Annotated in this window: 22 protein-coding genes; 5 read left to right on the plus strand and 17 right to left on the minus strand. The window is 35.9% G+C overall.

The features are described 5' to 3' along the window. On the minus strand, positions 1–580 hold a 580-nt coding region (locus tag ORL93_RS26075; protein WP_265959813.1), incomplete at its 3' end, for a recombinase family protein. 456 nt (positions 581–1,036) lie between these two features. On the opposite strand from ORL93_RS26075, the gene ORL93_RS26080 reads away from it, so the two are divergent. Next, on the plus strand, positions 1,037–2,518 hold the full coding sequence (locus tag ORL93_RS26080; protein WP_265959815.1) for a hypothetical protein: 1,482 nt from the start codon (positions 1,037–1,039) through the stop codon (positions 2,516–2,518). Positions 2,519–2,813: 295 nt separating this feature from the next. Here ORL93_RS26080 and ORL93_RS26085 read toward each other — a convergent pair whose 3' ends face one another. After that, on the minus strand, positions 2,814–3,773 hold the full coding sequence (locus ORL93_RS26085; RefSeq protein ID WP_265959816.1) for a hypothetical protein: 960 nt from the start codon (positions 3,771–3,773) through the stop codon (positions 2,814–2,816). A 277-nt stretch (positions 3,774–4,050) separates the two neighbouring features. Here ORL93_RS26085 and ORL93_RS26090 point away from each other — a divergent pair, with 277 nt between their 5' ends. From ORL93_RS26090 to ORL93_RS26105, 4 genes are all read left to right on the plus strand, one after another. Next, positions 4,051–4,227 carry a DUF3954 domain-containing protein gene (locus ORL93_RS26090; RefSeq protein WP_265959817.1) on the plus strand — a complete coding sequence of 59 codons (177 nt, stop codon included), beginning with the start codon at positions 4,051–4,053 and terminating at the stop codon, positions 4,225–4,227. Positions 4,228–4,292: 65 nt separating this feature from the next. Further along, positions 4,293–4,997, plus strand: a complete 705-nt coding sequence (locus ORL93_RS26095) for a DNA cytosine methyltransferase (protein WP_265959818.1) — start codon at positions 4,293–4,295, stop codon at positions 4,995–4,997. Between the two features lie 13 nt (positions 4,998–5,010). Further along, a complete protein-coding gene (locus ORL93_RS26100; RefSeq protein ID WP_065486827.1) occupies positions 5,011–5,355 on the plus strand; it encodes a DNA cytosine methyltransferase in 345 nt (114 codons plus the stop codon). Positions 5,356–5,439: 84 nt separating this feature from the next. Then, complete coding sequence (locus ORL93_RS26105; protein WP_065486828.1) at positions 5,440–5,625, plus strand: hypothetical protein; 186 nt, start codon at positions 5,440–5,442, stop codon at positions 5,623–5,625. Between the two features lie 321 nt (positions 5,626–5,946). On the opposite strand, the gene ORL93_RS26110 is transcribed toward ORL93_RS26105, so the two are convergent. The 15 genes from ORL93_RS26110 to ORL93_RS26180 form a co-directional block, all read right to left on the minus strand. After that, positions 5,947–6,858, minus strand: coding sequence for an Rpn family recombination-promoting nuclease/putative transposase (locus tag ORL93_RS26110; protein ID WP_265959820.1), 912 nt, complete (start codon positions 6,856–6,858; stop codon positions 5,947–5,949). Positions 6,859–7,322: 464 nt separating this feature from the next. Beyond that, the gene (locus ORL93_RS26115; protein ID WP_265959821.1) at positions 7,323–7,601 is read right to left on the minus strand and encodes an AbrB/MazE/SpoVT family DNA-binding domain-containing protein; all 279 of its coding nucleotides are present in this window, start codon (positions 7,599–7,601) and stop codon (positions 7,323–7,325) included. A 100-nt stretch (positions 7,602–7,701) separates the two neighbouring features. Next, entirely contained in the window at positions 7,702–7,839 is a 138-nt protein-coding gene (locus tag ORL93_RS26120) for a hypothetical protein (protein WP_179864241.1), read from the minus strand. 45 nt (positions 7,840–7,884) lie between these two features. Beyond that, the gene (locus tag ORL93_RS26125) at positions 7,885–8,097 is read right to left on the minus strand and encodes a hypothetical protein (RefSeq protein WP_098208451.1); all 213 of its coding nucleotides are present in this window, start codon (positions 8,095–8,097) and stop codon (positions 7,885–7,887) included. A gap of 37 nt (positions 8,098–8,134) precedes the next feature. Continuing rightward, positions 8,135–8,458 carry a hypothetical protein gene (locus ORL93_RS26130; protein WP_265959822.1) on the minus strand — a complete coding sequence of 108 codons (324 nt, stop codon included), beginning with the start codon at positions 8,456–8,458 and terminating at the stop codon, positions 8,135–8,137. A gap of 33 nt (positions 8,459–8,491) precedes the next feature. After that, the gene (locus ORL93_RS26135; RefSeq protein ID WP_265959823.1) at positions 8,492–9,004 is read right to left on the minus strand and encodes a hypothetical protein; all 513 of its coding nucleotides are present in this window, start codon (positions 9,002–9,004) and stop codon (positions 8,492–8,494) included. Positions 9,005–9,183: 179 nt separating this feature from the next. Continuing rightward, complete coding sequence (locus tag ORL93_RS26140) at positions 9,184–9,480, minus strand: hypothetical protein (protein WP_265959824.1); 297 nt, start codon at positions 9,478–9,480, stop codon at positions 9,184–9,186. Between the two features lie 35 nt (positions 9,481–9,515). After that, positions 9,516–9,830 (minus strand): hypothetical protein, encoded by a 315-nt coding sequence (locus ORL93_RS26145; protein ID WP_265959825.1) that lies wholly within the window; start codon positions 9,828–9,830, stop codon positions 9,516–9,518. Positions 9,831–10,010: 180 nt separating this feature from the next. Further along, a complete protein-coding gene (locus tag ORL93_RS26150) occupies positions 10,011–10,604 on the minus strand; it encodes a hypothetical protein (protein WP_265959826.1) in 594 nt (197 codons plus the stop codon). An 11-nt stretch (positions 10,605–10,615) separates the two neighbouring features. Continuing rightward, positions 10,616–11,758 carry a bifunctional lytic transglycosylase/C40 family peptidase gene (locus ORL93_RS26155; protein WP_265959827.1) on the minus strand — a complete coding sequence of 381 codons (1,143 nt, stop codon included), beginning with the start codon at positions 11,756–11,758 and terminating at the stop codon, positions 10,616–10,618. Positions 11,759–11,790: 32 nt separating this feature from the next. After that, positions 11,791–12,171, minus strand: coding sequence for a hypothetical protein (locus ORL93_RS26160; RefSeq protein ID WP_265959828.1), 381 nt, complete (start codon positions 12,169–12,171; stop codon positions 11,791–11,793). A gap of 50 nt (positions 12,172–12,221) precedes the next feature. Further along, positions 12,222–14,633, minus strand: a complete 2,412-nt coding sequence (locus ORL93_RS26165; RefSeq protein WP_265959829.1) for a CD3337/EF1877 family mobilome membrane protein — start codon at positions 14,631–14,633, stop codon at positions 12,222–12,224. Next, complete coding sequence (locus ORL93_RS26170) at positions 14,630–15,142, minus strand: hypothetical protein (RefSeq protein ID WP_265959830.1); 513 nt, start codon at positions 15,140–15,142, stop codon at positions 14,630–14,632. Before ORL93_RS26170 ends, ORL93_RS26165 begins: the two co-directional genes overlap by 4 nt. Before the next feature lie 58 nt (positions 15,143–15,200). After that, positions 15,201–17,777 (minus strand): ATP-binding protein, encoded by a 2,577-nt coding sequence (locus ORL93_RS26175; RefSeq protein ID WP_265959831.1) that lies wholly within the window; start codon positions 17,775–17,777, stop codon positions 15,201–15,203. After that, complete coding sequence (locus tag ORL93_RS26180) at positions 17,737–18,288, minus strand: TcpE family conjugal transfer membrane protein (RefSeq protein WP_265959832.1); 552 nt, start codon at positions 18,286–18,288, stop codon at positions 17,737–17,739. The genes ORL93_RS26175 and ORL93_RS26180 overlap by 41 nt, the downstream gene beginning before the upstream one ends. Positions 18,289–18,290: the final 2 nt, after the last annotated feature.

The following is an 18,290-nucleotide window of genomic DNA, read 5'->3' on the forward strand; positions in this document are numbered from 1 at the left end:
TTTCCTCATTCTTTTGTACTTGCTTGTGTTCTCGTATGTATCGGTACAGTGTTGCTTGGCTAATGCCAGTCATATCTATAATTTCTCGAATACTATATTGCTCTGACTTATATAAATTTAATGCCTTTTGAATATAGGTATCTTGAATACGAGGACGACCACCAACCCTTCCTCTTGCTCTTGCACTTACAAGGCCTTCTTGTGTTCGTTGGGCAATTAAATCTCTTTCAAATTGGCTGAATGCTTGAAATACAGTTAACATTAATTTTCCTTGAGGAGTATTCGTATCAAATTGTTCTTTAATGCTAATCAGTTTGACTCCTTTATTTTCAAAGTAATCAACAAGTTCGATTAAATCCTTTGTACTTCGTCCTAATCTAGAAAAACTTTCAACAACTAACGTATCTCCAGGTCTAATTTTATCTTTCAATCGAGTAAGCTCTGGACGATCACTTTTCGTACCTGTCATTTTTTCAGTCAAAATTTCAGTACAGTTATAATTTTGAAGCATATCTATTTGACGAATCAAATCTTGTTGTTGGGTACTTACCCTTGCATAACCATAAACATATGGATTCATAAAATCACCTACCCTTTACATGATAATTTTATCATAAAGGGTGGTTAAAGTTAATTTGATTTTGACAATAGTTTTGATAACGTAGTTAAGCGATTTGCAAGGCTCAAATTTTGTTTGTTTTGCAATTCTCAAAAACCATCGTTTTTGATAAAGATAAATCCAACTTTTCTATTTTTGAACGTCCCAAAATCTTTACTTTTTGGAACATATTTTTACTTTAGAATAATGTTTAATCAAATTGATACTAATAACCTTTGATAAACCAATAAAAAAGAAAAAACGTGTTTTGAAAAAAGATTAATCAAAATACGTTCTTAATTTATTCCAGATCATTTTTATAAAAGGTTTGATAAAAAACCATTTTGAATTCTTTAATCAACACGCAGCATAACCCATAAAAAATCGGACCTATGATAATATATAGTTAAATTAAGATTAAATGAGGAGGTATTTTTTTTGGATTTTGAGAGAATACCAATATTGTTAAAACGATATGATTTCAGCTCAAAAATGGAAATATGCCAATCATATTCGAAAGACAATATGTCTATAAATGGCTTAATTCCTATTGATGAATTAATTGGTAAACCATTGCCGTGGGAACTTGAGACTTTTGCTTTGTTTTCTGTTATCACGTTTGGTGAATACTCTAACCGTAAATTTGAAGGCAAAAATGAAATCAAACAATTCATTGAAATAATTAATACAATCAAGAATTATCAACCTCCAAAATTAGAAGCTGTTCTAGATAACAATCGATTTTTGGATTATTTAATAATAGTGACTGCCCTAAATCAATTTCAACTCCAAGAAAATATGCTTAACAAAATCTATAGGTATTCATATATATTTAATTTTCAGAACGAAAATTTGAATATGAAGCAACAATTTGTTGATAAATTTGACTGTAGTTACGATGAATTTAAAAAATTGGGTCTTATTATTTATTGTTATTTTTCTAGAGAGTTTGATAAATTCAGAACATCAAGTATTTATGATTACATATTAAGAAAGTACAATCATGTGATTCAACACCTTATCATTGATCGTTCTGGTTATATATCACTGCAAGAAAAAATAACAAAAGACATCACTCATTACATGTATGGCTTTAAATATTTTTATCAATTTCCTTTCATTTCTTACAATCAAGATATCTTCCTACCCTTACCCCACCTTATCATGGAATCTGTTACATCTTCTCTTTTATTTAGATTGACCGAGGGGAATGACAGGCTGCGTGAATCATTTGGAAAAGAAGTTCTTGAGGGTTATATTTTAAAGATATGTCGATTATCTGAATACTTTGATGAGGTTATTGCAGAAAGACAGTATGACTATAAACGGAATAAGAAACGCACATTAGATGTAATGATAAGAAAAGGTAAACAATGTCTGATGTTGGACAGTAAAAGCATGAGTCCAAGGGTTTCTTTAAGGAATCTAACAGAAAAAGATATAGAACATACGATTAATAGGATAGTTGATTCTGTTATTCAAGTTTATCAACATATAACCGAACGTTTTCAAAAAGAATATAATCCATTTAATGTGGAAGCTGACTTCTTGAAAGAAAATATTTTCGGAGCCGTTGTTCTATTTGAAGACAGCTATATTCGAAGAGACACTATAATGTTTAAGGTTGCGGAAAAGTTGAAACTTGACTATTCTAGTGAGGAATTTAAATATCTATGCTCTAATGTCAAGTTAATGCGTCTGTATGAACTCGAAAAAATGATATTCCAAAAAGAAGATATACTACAATTGCTAATGAATAACAGACAAGATGAGGGAAAGTGGTTTGACTTTTCATTTATTAATTATAGTAAAAGGAATAAAAAAATTGTGATTGAAGACATCCTTCGAATAGACGAAAATTTAAATGAAATTTTAAATGAATTCATACATGAATTGGCTGTAGAAGGTATCATAAATTAGCCTGGTCTTATTAGGGATCACCATATCAAAAAAGAAAATTGTACGCCAAGAAATTTATAAAGGTTATAATCACTTAACAAACATTTATAATTTTTTCGATGTGTTTATAAACGATCGTTCACTTTTTAAGATGGTTCATATGTAAAAAGTAAAACTAAGTTTACATCTTTTTATAATTTGTAAAATACGCCGTTAAATATCCCAATAAACCCCCAGTGATATCATGTATACGTACTGATATCACTGGGGGTTTTGAGTTTAACATTTTGTATCTTTTGTAAAACTCATTTTTGAGTTAATACATATAAATTTGTTTTTTTCGATTTAGTTTTCCTTGTAAATTTAAATATTGGAGTTTTTCTTTTGACTTGCTATTTTCTTTTATTTCTGATGCCGAATGGCTTACATCGGAACATAGAGCAATATTTTTTGCACCTTCCTTAAATTTTTGCTCTATGTCCTTAACAAGTGATTCATCATAGATTGCAATAGAAGCAGAAGGAATTCGCTTTATATTATCTTTGTCGGCTTTTTCAACCCAAGGAGAATAAAGTGAAATACTATAGTATGGAAATCTTTCGGTTGGCATGTTGATTGATTTGATTCGACCATGAAGGCAAATAGGATGACCTGGAGATGTAGAAAGATAATTAAAGGCTTTTCTAAAGTTTTCAGTATCATAGAAAAAATTAGCCCACTCAATTTCTTTATTATGAAATTTTAGTACGATAAGATTCCGTAATTCTTTGTCTTGATCTTCAAGTTGGGTCCGCAATTGCATAATTTTCTTCATTGATGCTAGATAGGAGGAGAGCTTTCCTTTATTTTCATATATTTTTTGTGGATTTCTTTTTGTTTCACCTGCAGGTACTAAAACATTATCACTATAAGATGTAGTATTTTTATTTTTCCGTAAGGCATCTTTAATTACATGCAACCTAAATTCGTATTTCCCATCTTCTAAACTAGTCATTAGGTCTTCTGCACTTCTTGCAATCACTTTAACTTGACCAACAGTATTAAATTGACATGTTTCAATGTGTTTTTCTTTGCCAGATAAGCGAAGATATGCCCTCACTGTTATAGTTTTATCACTATATTTACGTGGGAACTCACCTACAAAACTAAGTGATTTGCGGCAATTTTCATCAATACAATATAGATCTTTTTGTAGAGCTTCATCTTGTTGGATTTCATCAATCCCGATAATCCTCTTTAAAAAAGGGTGATAAGCACTAGACATTTTAATTCCCATTTAAAAACCTCCAATATAAGTTAATTATTCCCTATTTCATAGTATCAAATAAAACAAGGAAAATAATTGAAATTTTAAAAACACTTATTCTCGGTCAAAGTCCTTGTGTTTTAAGTGCTATTGGTAACACACAATGTAGAAAAGAAATCCGATTTTTAAAAGAAAATTTGTATCATCAAATATCTGATAAAATTCAGATTTTAAAATTGCAAATTTTCTAGATATATATTATCCTACAAATAGAACAAACGTTCTACAAACAGAAGGGGATATGCTAATGAAAAAAGAAGGAATTTACATAGTCGATAAAAAAGGACACTCTACTTTTCTCTCTCCACCAATCACGGGTTTTGGGGAAATTCAAATACAATATTGCAATTCGATCCCCATCATGTTGCGGGAAATGCATACATTACGGTTAGCCGAAACGAAAAAATCGAAGGCTACAAGCTAGGAAAATGATTCTTAGCTTGTAGCCTTTTTTTGTTCCCTAAATACCAACAGAAAAGGAGTTACGAAATGAGATTAACATTTTTAGATATCTTCGCTGGGGTAGGTGGTTTTCGATTCGGAATGGCAGAAGCTGGCCACCACTGCGTTGGATATATAGAGTGGGATAAGTTTGCTAGGGCTTCCTATGAAGCTATTCATAATACGGAAAAGGAGTGGACCAGACATGACATTAACGATGTTAGATCAGGAGAAATACCAAAAGCCGACGTCTGGTGTTTCGGGTTCCCATGCCAAGATGTTAGTATTGCCTCTGGAAAAGCAGCAGGACTCCAAGGAGCAAGATCTGGACTATTTTACAAAACGATTGAGCTCCTCAACAGCCAAAAAAAAGAAAATAAACCTAAATACTTGTTCATTGAAAACGTTAAAAACTTGTTTTCAGTTAATGGAGGATGGGACTTTGCCAGGGTTCTCATTAGTCTGGATGAAGCTGGGTACGATGCAGAATGGTCTTTGCTCAACACAAAAGACTTCTCAACTGCAGCAAGACCCGTTCCACAAAACAGAGAACGAGTATTCCTTATTGGACATTCTCGAAGACACCGTACCAGAAAAGTATTTCCTCTCTTCCAAGATAACCAACAAACTCATATTAAAAAGCTAGCAAACATTCATCCAAGTGGGCGAGGGTTAAGTGGCCATGTCTATGATCCAAGTTATTTATCTCCCACCCTACTATGTGGTGAACCGCCAAAAATCATAACAAAATAGGAGGATGCCTCATTTGAAAACTTATAAAATTCGTATTAAAGAGGCAACGAAAAGAGGATTTGCAGAAGCAGAGTTCGGGGATAGTGTTAATTTTTCTGTTCCAAATAGTAAAACAAGAAGAGGGCGTGTAGGAAAAAAGATTGCTCATACATTGGATACAGCTTGCAATCAGGCAGTATTAACAGAGGATTTTAGAATTAGACGTCTTACACCAAAAGAAACTTGGCGACTTCAAGGGTTTTCAGATTCAGCTTTTGAACGAGCAAGTAAAGTAAATTCAGATACACAACTGTATCGACAAGCGGGTAATTCTGTTAGCGTTCCTGTTATTTTTGCGATTGCACAACGTTTGAAATGACGGAATTTTTAATCATTAAATGATGTTTTACCCTGATACACTGTGCTAGTATGAAGATATAATTTAGAAAGGGAGGAAATCAAAATGAATTACATACTTTTTAGAAGTGCAGATGGGAATACAGGGTATATGAGTCAACATGGAAATGGTGGAGGTTCTAAATCTGCTCATGGAGATACAGGTCATCATATTGACGTTCCCGCTGAATTGTATGCACATGGAAATGGTGGCGGACATCATCGTGAGCCAGGGGGGCATTCAAGGGGTTAGTGTAAAACGTATGTATTTTCACCACAAGTTAAGGTATACTGTGAAATGAAGAGCAATCTGTAAGGGTTAGTTGCTAGATATAGTGAGTTTACGCAGAGAAAAGATACAGTCACAGATTATCGTGGCTGTATCTCTTTTTTTGAGGATTGTTCCCACAACACACTCTATACATATAGGCTTTTCTTTTGTATGGTAGAAGCTATTTTGATATGATATATACGTACAAACACTTGCAAAATCACATACACAACAAAGACAGTCTGGCATAGCTGTCTTTGTTGTGTTTTTTCGTAAAAAGAGACGATCCAAAGACCGTCTCTTTTATGCTTGCTCTATGATTTTCTTTACTTCTTCAATCGTGAGTTCACTGGCTTGTGCAATGGTTTCTATTGGGACTTGTAAACGATGCATACCGAGAATCATTTGACGTTTCCCCTGTTGAACGCCTTGTTCAAGTCCTTTTTGCATGCCTTCTTCTCGCCCTTTATTTAACGCATGTGCAATACCTGCTGCTTCATCCATCAATATCTTTTCGCGCGCCTCGTACGCTTGACGGAACGAAGCATCTTGGCTCATATGCTCCCATTTATCGATGGCTTTTTGTAACATTGGATCTTGGTTCACCGCAATCGCCTCCAAAGTTTGTGTTAAATGTTCATCTTCATTGGCTGGTAGTAATAATAACCACCGTACAAAAGAATCTTCCCACGGATTCACTTTCTCTTCGCGCCATTGCTGTAGCAATTTTGGAATTTCCACGACATGAATTTCGATATCATCACTTAAAAGTTTCTGTTGTTGGATATTCCACAGTTTCCCCGTCGTATGAAATGCTTCATAGTCTTTAAACATGACAAAGTTCAATAAGTTGATTGTAATGGTTTTATGCAATGAGCTGTAGGGCATTCCTTTTTTTAATTGAGATGAGTAAAGCTTGCTCCAATAAAATAAACTACGTTTTAAAATATCATGATTATTATTTAGCTGAATTTCAACGTTAATTTTAGTTCCTGTATCTAAAGTAGCGGATACATCTAGAATCGATAATTTATCTTCTTCATGTTCCCTATGCAGATGTGGATCTTCAAATTGAAGCGATTGAATCGGTGATTCTAACGAATCCCTTAACATTGCGTTCAGAAATGTAATGAGAATTTCTTCGCTTCCCGATGTACCAAATAATTGTTTAAATGCAAAATCAATGCGTAAATTCACTAATGATTGATTGGACATGGATTTCCTCTCCCTGCCTGATAAAATCTCTTTTTTTTCATTGTACCTAAAAGCAGACAGAACATGCAAACAGGCTCTTATGATTAACATAAGAGCCTCAATGCAGATACATACAATAGATTAGATAACGACCATAAACTGACTTGAAAAACACCTAAAAAATTTACAAAAGAAACCATATTTAGTATACATCTAATTAGAAACATATACAAGGAATGGTGAAATACATCGCTTTTTCATCATTGATTTATGATATGCTATACTTGCAGATTCTGGTTGTGCAACAAGCTATGTAGGGATAATATACGTTTCTCAATCAGCACATTTTCTGAAAGTGGCATGTCTTACTACTTATAAGACATGCTATATTTATAATGTTCAAATGATAAAAGAGGTCTCCAATTCAGGAGACCTTTTTTACATATTTGATATCATATTCCGCTTATTTTTTTACTACTAACCTTCTATTTCACAAGATATTGCTGTAATTCCTTTATTAGAAGTTCCGCACCTTCTGAACTCAGAACAATCTTTCCATTCCCTAATGAAACATTCCTTTCTGAAATGTCGCCTGTTATCACACAAGCTTGTTGAGGTTTATATTTCTGCAAAATGATTTGATCACCCTCCACAAATATTTCCATTGGATCTTTTTCTTCAATGTCCAAAGTTCGTCTAAGTTCCATTGGAATGACAATACGCCCTAATCCATCCAAATTACGAGTAACTCCTGTTGCTTTCATAAAATACCACCTTTGATTTGTCTTATTTTACCATGATTATCTTAACAAAAAATTCTCAATAAAGGATAGTTTCAGCTAATTCATATTATAAGGTATCTTTTCAATAAGGGAGAGGGCATCCATTTTCATTCTCATGTCGATAATCACACTTCTTGCAAAAAAGAATCCAATTTGGATATTCATCATACATCGGAATCATTTCAATTTCTTTTTCTTCTGAACATCTTGGACATACCATATTTGGTTCCTCCTTTTGCTTTTTATACACAACAACATTATTTCTTCACTTTTGTACGACTGTATATTGAATTTCCTCCGAAACATATAAACTTGCGGTATTAATAGTTACGGTACACTTTCCTACCCTTCGTTTTACCTCTGATTTTAATTTCTCTTTTGCTTCTTCTAAAGAACGTGCTGGAATAATTGCAGATTGTAAGTCTGTTACCTTGCCACTATACATCACAGAAAAATCAATTTCATACCGATGTATCAAGGTTTCTCCACTTCCTTCCCCATATATTCTCTTCCCATTACTCCTCAAATATGTTTTGCTCTTCTATTTGACTACCGTTCGCGTATCTCTGTGGCAAATACCAATTTCTTCGAAAATGAATAATTGCAATGCCTACACTAAAGATCAGAAATGCTTGTAGAAAAACGCTTTGTCCCTCCCATAATGTACATAAATAGAGTAAACTTCCAGATGGAAGGTAAAATGCTGCCATGATGAGGTTCATTTTCACTAACAAGATATGTCCCTTATTTCCTCGTAATAAAGCTGTTCCCCCTGCTGCTATAAAAGAAATAGCTCCAATACTTAACAAAATATATGCAATAACCTTAAGTAAAATCATATTTTTACCCCACCCCTTTCCAAAACTTATGGTCTAAGCTTTCAATTCCATATCATTTCTTGTAATCTCTCGAAACAACTTCCCATTTACAGACATCAACTTTTTCAACTCCTGTAATGATTGAAGAATATATGTGGCATTATCTTTTTCGTCTTGCACCCTCCCTAATTCCTTTAGCATTATGCTGTCTTCTGATATATTGTAAAATGGACCAAATGCTTTTCGTAATTCCTTCTGATAACTTCGATCGCAAACAATATCTATAAAGCTAGGGATGAATTTTTTTGTAGAAATGAGCTGTATATAAGATTCCAACCAAAGAAAAGCTCTATATCCATCTCCAGAATGATACAATGCCACCGGTTCATATATATTTACTCCAGTTACTACAGATTGTTTTGTAGAAGCATAAAACCGATCATATTTTTCTAAAACAAAAAGTCCACCGCCACCGCAAAAAATAGTCAATCCCATTTCCACATCCCAGCGTGGACATAACCGATCCATTTCACCTTGCAAAAAGTTACTCATTCGTTTATGTTTCATACATTTTCATCCCTTCATAATCAATTTTTCTTCTATCGTCACAAAAGTAGTATGCTATTTCTGCATTCATACCAAAATCATTTTAAAGCCTCTAACAGACGAATTAAAAAGCAAAATAACTTTCGATACCAAATGTATTAGATAAATACCAAAATCCATTTACAATCAAATCTGAGGAGTCATTTTCTGTGAAATGGAAGTTTTTTATGTTTATAATCGTACAGGAGCTGTTTTCCAATACAAGCAAATGCCAATCCAGTTGTGAACATAGCTGAGAGCAAGATCATGATCTGCTGCACCTGGTTTCCATCTAAATATTGATCAGAAATGTATACACAAACCGCAGTCAATGTCATTAGGTAAAAACCATAACTATCATATGTTCCTTGTTCTAATTTTTTTGTTTGAAACGCAAAAGCCTGGATACATAGAAAGGCTATCAGTGCAACTGACAGCCCCATACAAATACCTATCATTTCTCATCCGCTCCCTCTTTACTTTCGGATTGGAATCACATCACAGCATATTTTTTTCGCAATAGGCTCCCTATTTCTAGATGGTACAGCTTGAAATACTTGATGTTTTGCCCAAGTACACTTTCAAAATCCATCTTTGAAAGTGTATCCTTAAGTAGCTCTAACTCAAAATCTAAAAATTTTTCATTTCCATTTTGGATAGAATTTGGGATATTGTGTATCGCATCTATTATTTCTTGTACGTATTTCACACCCGTTGTATCTTCTGGAAAGAATAATACATTGCGACTTAAGACCAAAGTTTCCTGTAATACTTTATATCCAATTTCGCGTAGCTTTTCTTGTTTCACACTATTTCCTCCTTATGATTTTCTCGGGCCTGCATCACAGGTATTCGTCACACCTACCGCCCTTTGTTTTTCATAGAAACATTCACAATTACCATGATTGCTACACTTGTGAAAATGATACTGATACTAAAAGCGAGTATAGACATGCCGTTCTCCTTTTTCATCTCATCACTAGGAGTATTAATTGATGTAACCATCTTCTTTTAAAGGTTGTTGGATTTTCATTTCATCAACAACCCACCTGTTTTTTTGATCATCATAAAGTAAAGAAATATCCAATGGCATTTGAGTCACACTAGAAACACCATTCACCGTTATTTTTTGCCATACACGAGCAAATACGTTTGCATGAGTTGTATCTACTGGCGTATAGTACACTAATAATTTATCGATATCGGAAACTATGGTTTTATTAGGTTCCGTCTTCTCAATCGGCTGATTGATATCTGTTCCCGCTGGAACAAGCATTTTCAAAGCATTCTCTGTCGCAAATGGTTTGATCTTTGTCCATGCTCTTTCCCCTTTTGCAGTATCATAGACGAAAAAGGCTTTTAAAAACTCTTCTGTATCTTTTTTGACCTGTGTTTCTGTATTTCGTTCTTTTCCTTTCAACTTCTGATCTAGTTTTTTATTTTCAATTTGCACCACTTGCGATTTTTTCTTTGCATCTTCATATTTCTTTTGATACTCATTTATTTTAGAAGTTTGAGAGGTTGCATATATGCCAACCCCTACAACTAACAATAGTAAAATACCTATAATCCCTTTATTCATTGCTATTCCTCCTATTTCACACGTCTAATTCCGACGAAATGATCAGCCCAGTATTTTTGACTTAAATCTGCATAATGTAAATGGGTTCCACCCGCGTTAAACATTTTATTATTACCAATATAGATTCCAATATGTGAGATGCCGGCTTTATATGTCCCTTGGAAGAAAACCAAATCACCTGGTGCTGGATTATCCACTGGAACTGTAGCATTGTACATAGATTCAGCGGTTCCACTAATCTTAATTCCGACTTTGTTATAGCTCCATTCAATTAGCCCCGAACAGTCAAAATTTGGCGGCGCCCTACCCGCCCATACGTAAGGGTAACCGTCATATGGTGTTACTAATGCCATGATTTCATTAAATTTCGCATTAGCTGGACCATCGCCTGTTCCATCCCCAGGTCCAGGACTAGTACCACCGGTGCTAACTTGATAGTATTTTAGAACCTTATCCACATAAGTTATATCACCATAACAATAAGGACTACGGAAACCGCATTCTGTCCTTCCACCATTGTGATCTAAGGCAAATTTCTTCGCTAAATCTAACGTGTATTCCCCGCCATTACTATTGACGAAATTTAAGAATCCTGGCCCGAAATTATATGTTTGAAGTGCTAATTTTATCCTGTTTATGTCAGCTGGACTTTGTACACCTGCTATAGTAATAGAATGTTTGAACTCTTGTACCCCGCACCAAATGGAATAGTCTGGATCAGATATTCCGTTCTGAATTTTCGGATATCTCGTATTAAAAGCCCCTTCCGCTGACTGCATGACATCGAGCAAACGGCCGCCGCTCTCCTGCATAATTAGGCTAAGCATCAAAGGTACATAAGGCTCTACACCAAATTCTTGTGCATATTTTCGTACAAGGGGTTCCCACTTTAACACTTCCGCTGGTACGGTTGCTGTTCCTACTCCTGGTCCGATAGGATTTGCATTCTTGTCTCCCTCTCCGTTTTTCCCTATATCTTGCCCAAATAGAACAAGTATAATGAATCCAAAAAAGAATACGACCGCAAAGATTTTTGCCAACAACAGTGTCAAAAAGATTCGTAATTTCCAAGATTTCTTTTTCTTTTTTTTGACACTCTTGACCACTTCTTCTTGCAGTTCTTCATGAATGACTTCTTGTATTTGTGCCTTCATCACCTACTTCCCCCTTCCCACCTTTGAAAATATTATTGTTCTGAACGTTTCCCTCTACTTATGAGAATCAAATATAGAAGCCCTAACAGAACAGGCGTATATGTGAAAACATGAAAGATTGTTAGTAATATAGGAGAGTGTTGTTGTTGAATAAAATCTAACCCTCCGCCGTATCCAGCCCCTAGGAACCACATAAACAATACTGTTCTAAATTGGAGTTTTCGATCCAAAACGATACAATCGAATAAAACTACAACAAGTAGCACTAGCATTGGTACAGTAACCGGCCATACTTGACCTGTATATTCCTTTATGAAGAGCATCAAGATGAGATGTGTCCACCCAAATAAACCTATGAGCCAAAACATACCCAAACTTATCGTACGTAGCTTACTTAATCTATAACGTTTCATATCGTGCCACACTCCTTTTTTTAAAGGGACTGAGCCCCTTACAGGGCTCATCAATCCTCTTTATTCGGCTCTAAACGTTCTAATTGCTTAGGACCTGATGTAGGTAAATTCCAAGATTCACTTCCAACTGCAATCGCATCCGGAATAACTGGCGGTGATGGAATTTCCATTTCTTGTTGTGGCAGAATTTCACCTTGTTCTGTAACTTTTGCTGGTATCAAGTCTGGAATAGACACCGTTTCACTTGGTGTAGAAACAGTAGGTGTTTCTACTACAGGTTGTGGAATAGTTGACTTGACATCTATATCTGTATTTTGCGGGATAATAAGCCCTGCTTCGTCTACTTTTGCTGGAATTAGGTCTGGAACAGAAACGGAATGAAGTGTTGTTGGATCATTTGGAAGCATAGTGTGTGTGTCTTCTTGCTGAGGTGTAATTGCGTTACTTTTAATCTCGTCAGATATTACATCTAAATCTGCACCTGGCAGTGTTGTTGTGTGGTGTTCTTGTTGTGGTAAATGAATAGACTCTTGTTCTATTGGCATTTCATTTGTAGGGTATTCAATAATGTCTAGTGCTGTTGGATCTGCAAGTTCTTCCTCGTGTACCTTCGTATGATCCTCATCATATATCGATTGTTTTTCATCCTTTTCTAAAGATACGTAATGTGGTGGTAAGTCCGCGTCTTCCATGCCTTCCGGTACAGGTGAAGTAGATTCTTCTTCTGTCTGCTCCATTGCAGACTCTAATTCTGATTGATCTAAACGAGCAAGCTGCTTTTGATCAGCTTCATCCACTTCCTCTTGCGTTGCATGTTCTTCTGCCTCTGCTTGCTCTTCACCTTGAAGCGAAATGAATTTACGGCTTTCTTTTTCTTCTTGCTTCTCTTTATCCTGGTAATTGGATACATCCTCTGGAACATTTGCTTTGACAAGATTTGATTTTCTATCTTCTTCTAATTGGGATTCAACTGGCGTATCTGCGTCTCCCACTGCTACCAGTTCGGCTGCTGTATTGAAATGATCTCCTATGCGCTCACTTACCGCCCCGCCGACATCCATAGCGACTTCTTTTCCACGATTTGCGAAATGCTCTGTCATAAGTGAGATGTCTGTAACTGTTTTATAAATGTTTTTCGTTTTCTGGAAGCATGCTGTAATGTTGTCTCGGAAAATATAGCACAGAATGAACACGATAATCTGAAAGATCATCGTAGATACATAACCAGCGAGCCCTGCTTCTGGTAATACATAGATTAATTCTGATACTGTGAAAATAATGACAAGCATTACCGACATTAATATTTTTAAAGCAAGCGGACGTGCCCATTGTTTTGCCCAACTTTCTAATACTTTACGATGTCCTGGTAATAAAGCCACCGCCAAGACGATTGGAGCAATCAAACTCATCACAAGGAACCATAATTGGAATGCTACAATGAGTAAACAGAATACGAGAATTGGAAGACCAATGAATGGATTTACGATGTAGTAAATAATAGTGAAGATGATACGCTCTCCTACGGAATCCATTTTCATCATTTGATTTTTCTTTTCAGTTACTTCATTATTTACAATGTTGCTTCTTTCTTGACCAGATGGTGTTTTTAATAATGCATCGACACGATCCTTACCAATTTTTTCTTTTGAATCTTCTCCATACTGTAGGAATAAGTATGGCCTCTCTACTAATATCCCCCAAATTTGTTTCTTAACTGCTGATATAGCGGCTTCTTGGGATCGATTTGGATCACCCGCTACTGTACCTGTTGCTTTCGCTAAAATGGTTGTGCTAATTTCTGAACTGATTGTATTCGCTGTTTTTAGTACTGTACCCGCGTTCCCAATGAAAACCAGTATAAATGTAATGACGAATACTGTTTTAACAAGTTCGTTTAATCCTGCAGTTGGTTGACGTTTTACAAAAAAGATATAAGCTGCGTAACAAGCAGATAACATACATGTCAGGCCAATAATAGAAGGGAACAATCCTCCACTTAAGAAGCCCATTTTTCCATCTTCATCCTCACCAATACCTGAGATGTTTTGCATAGCCGTCGCCAATTTATCTGCTACTGAGGAAACAATATCTAACTTCAACGCTTGATCGACTAAAAACATCGTAAGCTGTGTTAACATGATATTGAGTTTAAAAGCCAAGTTTACAAACCACTGACAGGTACTATAGATCATACGCTGCAAATCTTGCCCTACACTGTCATCACCAAATATATAGCCACCCAGTTTCTGCAAAACGCCTTTATCATCTTTTTTGGGTACTTCTGTGTCAATTTCATAATACTTACCTTTATACACCTCATCTGTATGACCTTGAAATAAATTTTCTGATATCCTAGGTCCTGGTTGTTCTTGTTTTTTTTCTTCTTCCGCTAGGGTAACCTGCGACCCTAGCGGCATGAGTAGAAATACAAAGATCATGCAAAGTGAAAGAATTTTTTTCATTCCTTTTGCCCCCATTTATGGACATGTGCAGGCTTCATACTCCCTACAATAGACTCTACACTATTGTTACTGCTCCATGACCATTCATAATTTTTCCATTTTTCATCTTTTTCATCTTTTACGATTTTCAAGTCCATCCCTCGTTGCCTTTCTTCCACAGGATGATAGTACCTTACGTGATAGTAATATTCTTTTTTACCCTCATCTAAATCATAGCGATCTAAATCAAACCGATTGTTGAGTTGTTTACTTGCACCTGGATTAACTACATGTTCTTCATAAAACTTATTCTTTTTATATAAGAGCTCATTTAATTTAACAGTATCTACATCAATATATGCCCTTAAATATTCCATCGCTGCTTTATCTGCTTCTTTCATATCACGTTCTTTTTGGCTTTCTTGCTGGTTTGCATTACTCTTTGTTTCATTTGCCCCACAACCAGATAATCCACCAAACACTAACATTCCTGCGATACATACTCCAGATAACATCTTTACTTTTTTCATTTTCCCATCCTCCATATACAGATAATTTAGAATTCTCCTATCTGTATTGTACTATGCTTTACGCCATTTGCATGGCACGTTCTTCTTCTGTTTTCGTTGAGGAGTCAAATGCTAACGCAAGTTCTTCAAATACGGGATCAATATCAACAATGGCTGTTCGCCCGTAGATATCCTGGAACAAGGCTTCTCCGCGTCGTAATTCCCGTAACATACGAACATTCTCTTCTGTCACTGGCAAGTTGTAATATTTCAACATTTCTTCTGCCTGTTCATCCTGCTTAAGCGAGAAACAAAACTTCATCCCGACATTGGCAATCTCTTTATTTTCTGAATTGTAGTCAGATGCGTTTTGTGTTCCTAGATATAACCCGATGTTATGGTAACGACCTTCCCGAATAATTTTGTCAGAAGCGCTTGCGCCTTCTCGATTTTTTAACATACTAGAAGCTTCATCGACCATGTAAATTTTAAAGATTTCACGATCCGAGAACATGAGTGATTTCCCAAATGCTCCTAATGCAATTAAAATACTACGAGATAATTTATCCGTTACACCATGATCTTGGTTCCCTTTTGGAATGCGTAGATGCTGAATTTGTAAAACTTGTAGTGGTCGTTCTAAACTAAGTACGCGATAGTTTTGACCAGGCTTTCCGAATAACAAGTCTCCCAGCTGAATGGATTCTAACGTCGCTAATCTGTTTGTTAATGCGTTTAACTTTTCTAATTCATTTGGAAGTATATTTGAACCTAATTTCATTTTTTCTAACTCTACTCGAACAAGTGCTAAACAAGCATCTTGATCCTTCGCTACAGTCTCAATCGCTTTATATAAGTAATCATATCTCGTATCATCTAGCCCAACTTCCGCTAAAAACGTTAAGATTTCAAGTGCCAAACTCTTCGCATCTTCTATAGATGCACTAATTCGAAATGGATCTAAACATCCTGCATCTTCTTTATGTTTTCCCAGTGTCCAAACTTCCAAGAATCCCAAATCCGGTTTATTAAATCCAGGTAATAGCTTTGGCCAATCGGTCCTATCACCCTTAGGATCCGTGATAAATGCTCTACCGCCACTGAGGACAATCCAGAACGCCAACAGGTTCATCAAGAACGATTTTCCTTTTCCGGTTTGCCCTGCAAATATTACGGATAAACTATCAAACTCTGTGACAATATGTTCTAACGCTTTTGCAGCTAAGTCAGGGCGAATAAAGACAGGGCGCTCTAACTTTTTGGTTTTCCCAATATAAAAACCTTGATTGTCTCCAATTTGTGTTGTTGCACCAAACATTCCTTGTGCGAGTACACCCGGTTCTACAAACAACTTGAAATCTTTGTTGTATCGTTTTGATCCTGGTAAGAATTCATAGAAATAGGCCAATTGGTCACCATATGGATTTACCAGTTCAATTTTCATTTTTTTATATTCTGTAATGAGTGTCTTGATTCTCTTTTGCAATGTCTTCTCATCATTCGCATAGACACAAAACAGAACACTTAACTCATAGCCTGGCGCACCTGTTCTTTCAAAGCGATCTTTCACCATCCGAACACCTTGTCGTTTCCCCTCAATTGTCATATCTTTTGAGCCGCGTCCCATCATCGCTTGTTTTTGCTGATCTTCTAATTCCATTTCACTGTTCGTTAATTTTTTGGTTACCATTTCATTTTCTAAATGGTGAGCACGAATACTCAGCTCAACTGGAAACTTTAAAGCCTGTGACTGTAACCGATAAATCCATTCGCCACCTGGAAAAAGAGAGGCCTCTGGCATACTCTTGACTGCTAAAAAGGCAACGTGCGCTTGTTCTACCTCACCATCTTCATTTTGTCCTTCTAGGATGAGAGAACGTCCTGGACTTTCATCAATGACGCAATCTGTCAATTGGATCATTTCTTGCAAGTTTGGCTGACGTACTTTTACCATCTCGCCATCTCCATTTGGCATTTCGAGTGTTGTACCCACTCTCCAATGTTTGTTCTGCGTTGGTTCGGTCATGCCGCGTATAAAGTTATGCTGGAAGAGAAAACGAATCGAAGATGGTGTTGCCCGCTTTGTATTTGGAAATGCACTACGTACTTGGTGATACACAAGTTCTTCTGATTCTAAATACGATTCGATTTCCTCTTCTAAAATATCTGTTGGAGCTAACCCTGAGATGTTGCTTGCCGTTTGCGTGAATCCCTCTCCCATCTTCTTTAAGAACTTCCATGACTCTACAACGGGATTCATAATTTTTCTTTCTTTTTTTGCTTGGTTCATCTGCACCAATATATAAAATCGATACTCCATACTTTCTTTTGCCATCGATGAGTTTCGAAGATACTTTTTTACTTGTTCAAAAAAGTATCTTCCCGTCGGTGCCATTGGTCCTTTTAATGTTGCAATATGCTCATCAATAATTTCATCACAATTGGTTGTACGCGGAATCACCAGAAAATGTACGTCGTAGTCTTGTTGATTAAATAAGGCAAGCTGATTCCGATAATACGTTTTCTTTGTACTTTCGTCTTTGTGATCGTATCCAAAACCGTCTACCTCATATACACCGGAATAACGACCATCTATACTAATCGCAAGATTTCTTTCAACGTGTTTCAGTGGATTCCGTTTCATACTTTTCAACATTCTTCAATTCCTCCTTTTGATGTAAAAATGTGAGCGAATACGCATGGATATCTACATTCTTCTCTTCTATTGGTTCTTCTCTATTTCGTAAATCATATGGCCCATACTGTACAAACGTCTCTCCTCTTATCACATGTTTTTTTAGTTTAGGCATACGAGCCAAACGGCTACTCCGATGCTTGCGAAACATAAATCCTATCCGGGCACGAAAATAGGCTAATAATGACTTGTCGTCTGTTTTATATTGATCTACACCCCAAACAAGAAAGATAGGAAGAACAATGTAGTACACGAAATAAAATCGATCGATAAAATCGCTGAACCACCATGTAAAAGGAGGAAGGAAGCGGAGCGTTACCAGCACCGCTTCTACCACTACAAAATAACCCATTGCACGCCAAGTAATAGCGCGGGGAAGTCGTTTTCCCATGAGTTCGTATTGTCTTCTCAAAAACTTCATATAGCTTCCATAGCAATACACCACGATAGAATTTTGTTTTGGTTCTTGCATAC

It is taken from the genome of Bacillus sp. DHT2, assembly GCF_026241455.1.
GTDB classification, from domain to species: Bacteria; Bacillota; Bacilli; order Bacillales; family Bacillaceae_G; genus Bacillus_A; species Bacillus_A pseudomycoides.

Bases quoted from the DNA above. Each gene is read 5' to 3' on its own strand.
- ORL93_RS26085 (WP_265959816.1), bottom strand. From the start codon at position 3,773: ATGGGAATTAAAATGTCTAGTGCTTATCACCCTTTTTTAAAGAGGATT.
- ORL93_RS26090 (WP_265959817.1), top strand. From the start codon at position 4,051: ATGAAAAAAGAAGGAATTTACATAGTCGATAAAAAAGGACACTCTACT.
- ORL93_RS26095 (WP_265959818.1), top strand. From the start codon at position 4,293: ATGAGATTAACATTTTTAGATATCTTCGCTGGGGTAGGTGGTTTTCGA.
- ORL93_RS26105 (WP_065486828.1), top strand. From the start codon at position 5,440: ATGAATTACATACTTTTTAGAAGTGCAGATGGGAATACAGGGTATATG.
- ORL93_RS26110 (WP_265959820.1), bottom strand. From the start codon at position 6,858: ATGTCCAATCAATCATTAGTGAATTTACGCATTGATTTTGCATTTAAA.
- ORL93_RS26115 (WP_265959821.1), bottom strand. From the start codon at position 7,601: ATGAAAGCAACAGGAGTTACTCGTAATTTGGATGGATTAGGGCGTATT.
- ORL93_RS26120 (WP_179864241.1), bottom strand. From the start codon at position 7,839: ATGGTATGTCCAAGATGTTCAGAAGAAAAAGAAATTGAAATGATTCCG.
- ORL93_RS26130 (WP_265959822.1), bottom strand. From the start codon at position 8,458: ATGATTTTACTTAAGGTTATTGCATATATTTTGTTAAGTATTGGAGCT.
- ORL93_RS26135 (WP_265959823.1), bottom strand. From the start codon at position 9,004: ATGAAACATAAACGAATGAGTAACTTTTTGCAAGGTGAAATGGATCGG.
- ORL93_RS26140 (WP_265959824.1), bottom strand. From the start codon at position 9,480: ATGATAGGTATTTGTATGGGGCTGTCAGTTGCACTGATAGCCTTTCTA.
- ORL93_RS26150 (WP_265959826.1), bottom strand. From the start codon at position 10,604: ATGAATAAAGGGATTATAGGTATTTTACTATTGTTAGTTGTAGGGGTT.
- ORL93_RS26155 (WP_265959827.1), bottom strand. From the start codon at position 11,758: ATGAAGGCACAAATACAAGAAGTCATTCATGAAGAACTGCAAGAAGAA.
- ORL93_RS26160 (WP_265959828.1), bottom strand. From the start codon at position 12,171: ATGAAACGTTATAGATTAAGTAAGCTACGTACGATAAGTTTGGGTATG.
- ORL93_RS26165 (WP_265959829.1), bottom strand. From the start codon at position 14,633: ATGAAAAAAATTCTTTCACTTTGCATGATCTTTGTATTTCTACTCATG.
- ORL93_RS26170 (WP_265959830.1), bottom strand. From the start codon at position 15,142: ATGAAAAAAGTAAAGATGTTATCTGGAGTATGTATCGCAGGAATGTTA.
- ORL93_RS26175 (WP_265959831.1), bottom strand. From the start codon at position 17,777: ATGTTGAAAAGTATGAAACGGAATCCACTGAAACACGTTGAAAGAAAT.
- ORL93_RS26180 (WP_265959832.1), bottom strand. From the start codon at position 18,288: ATGCAAGAACCAAAACAAAATTCTATCGTGGTGTATTGCTATGGAAGC.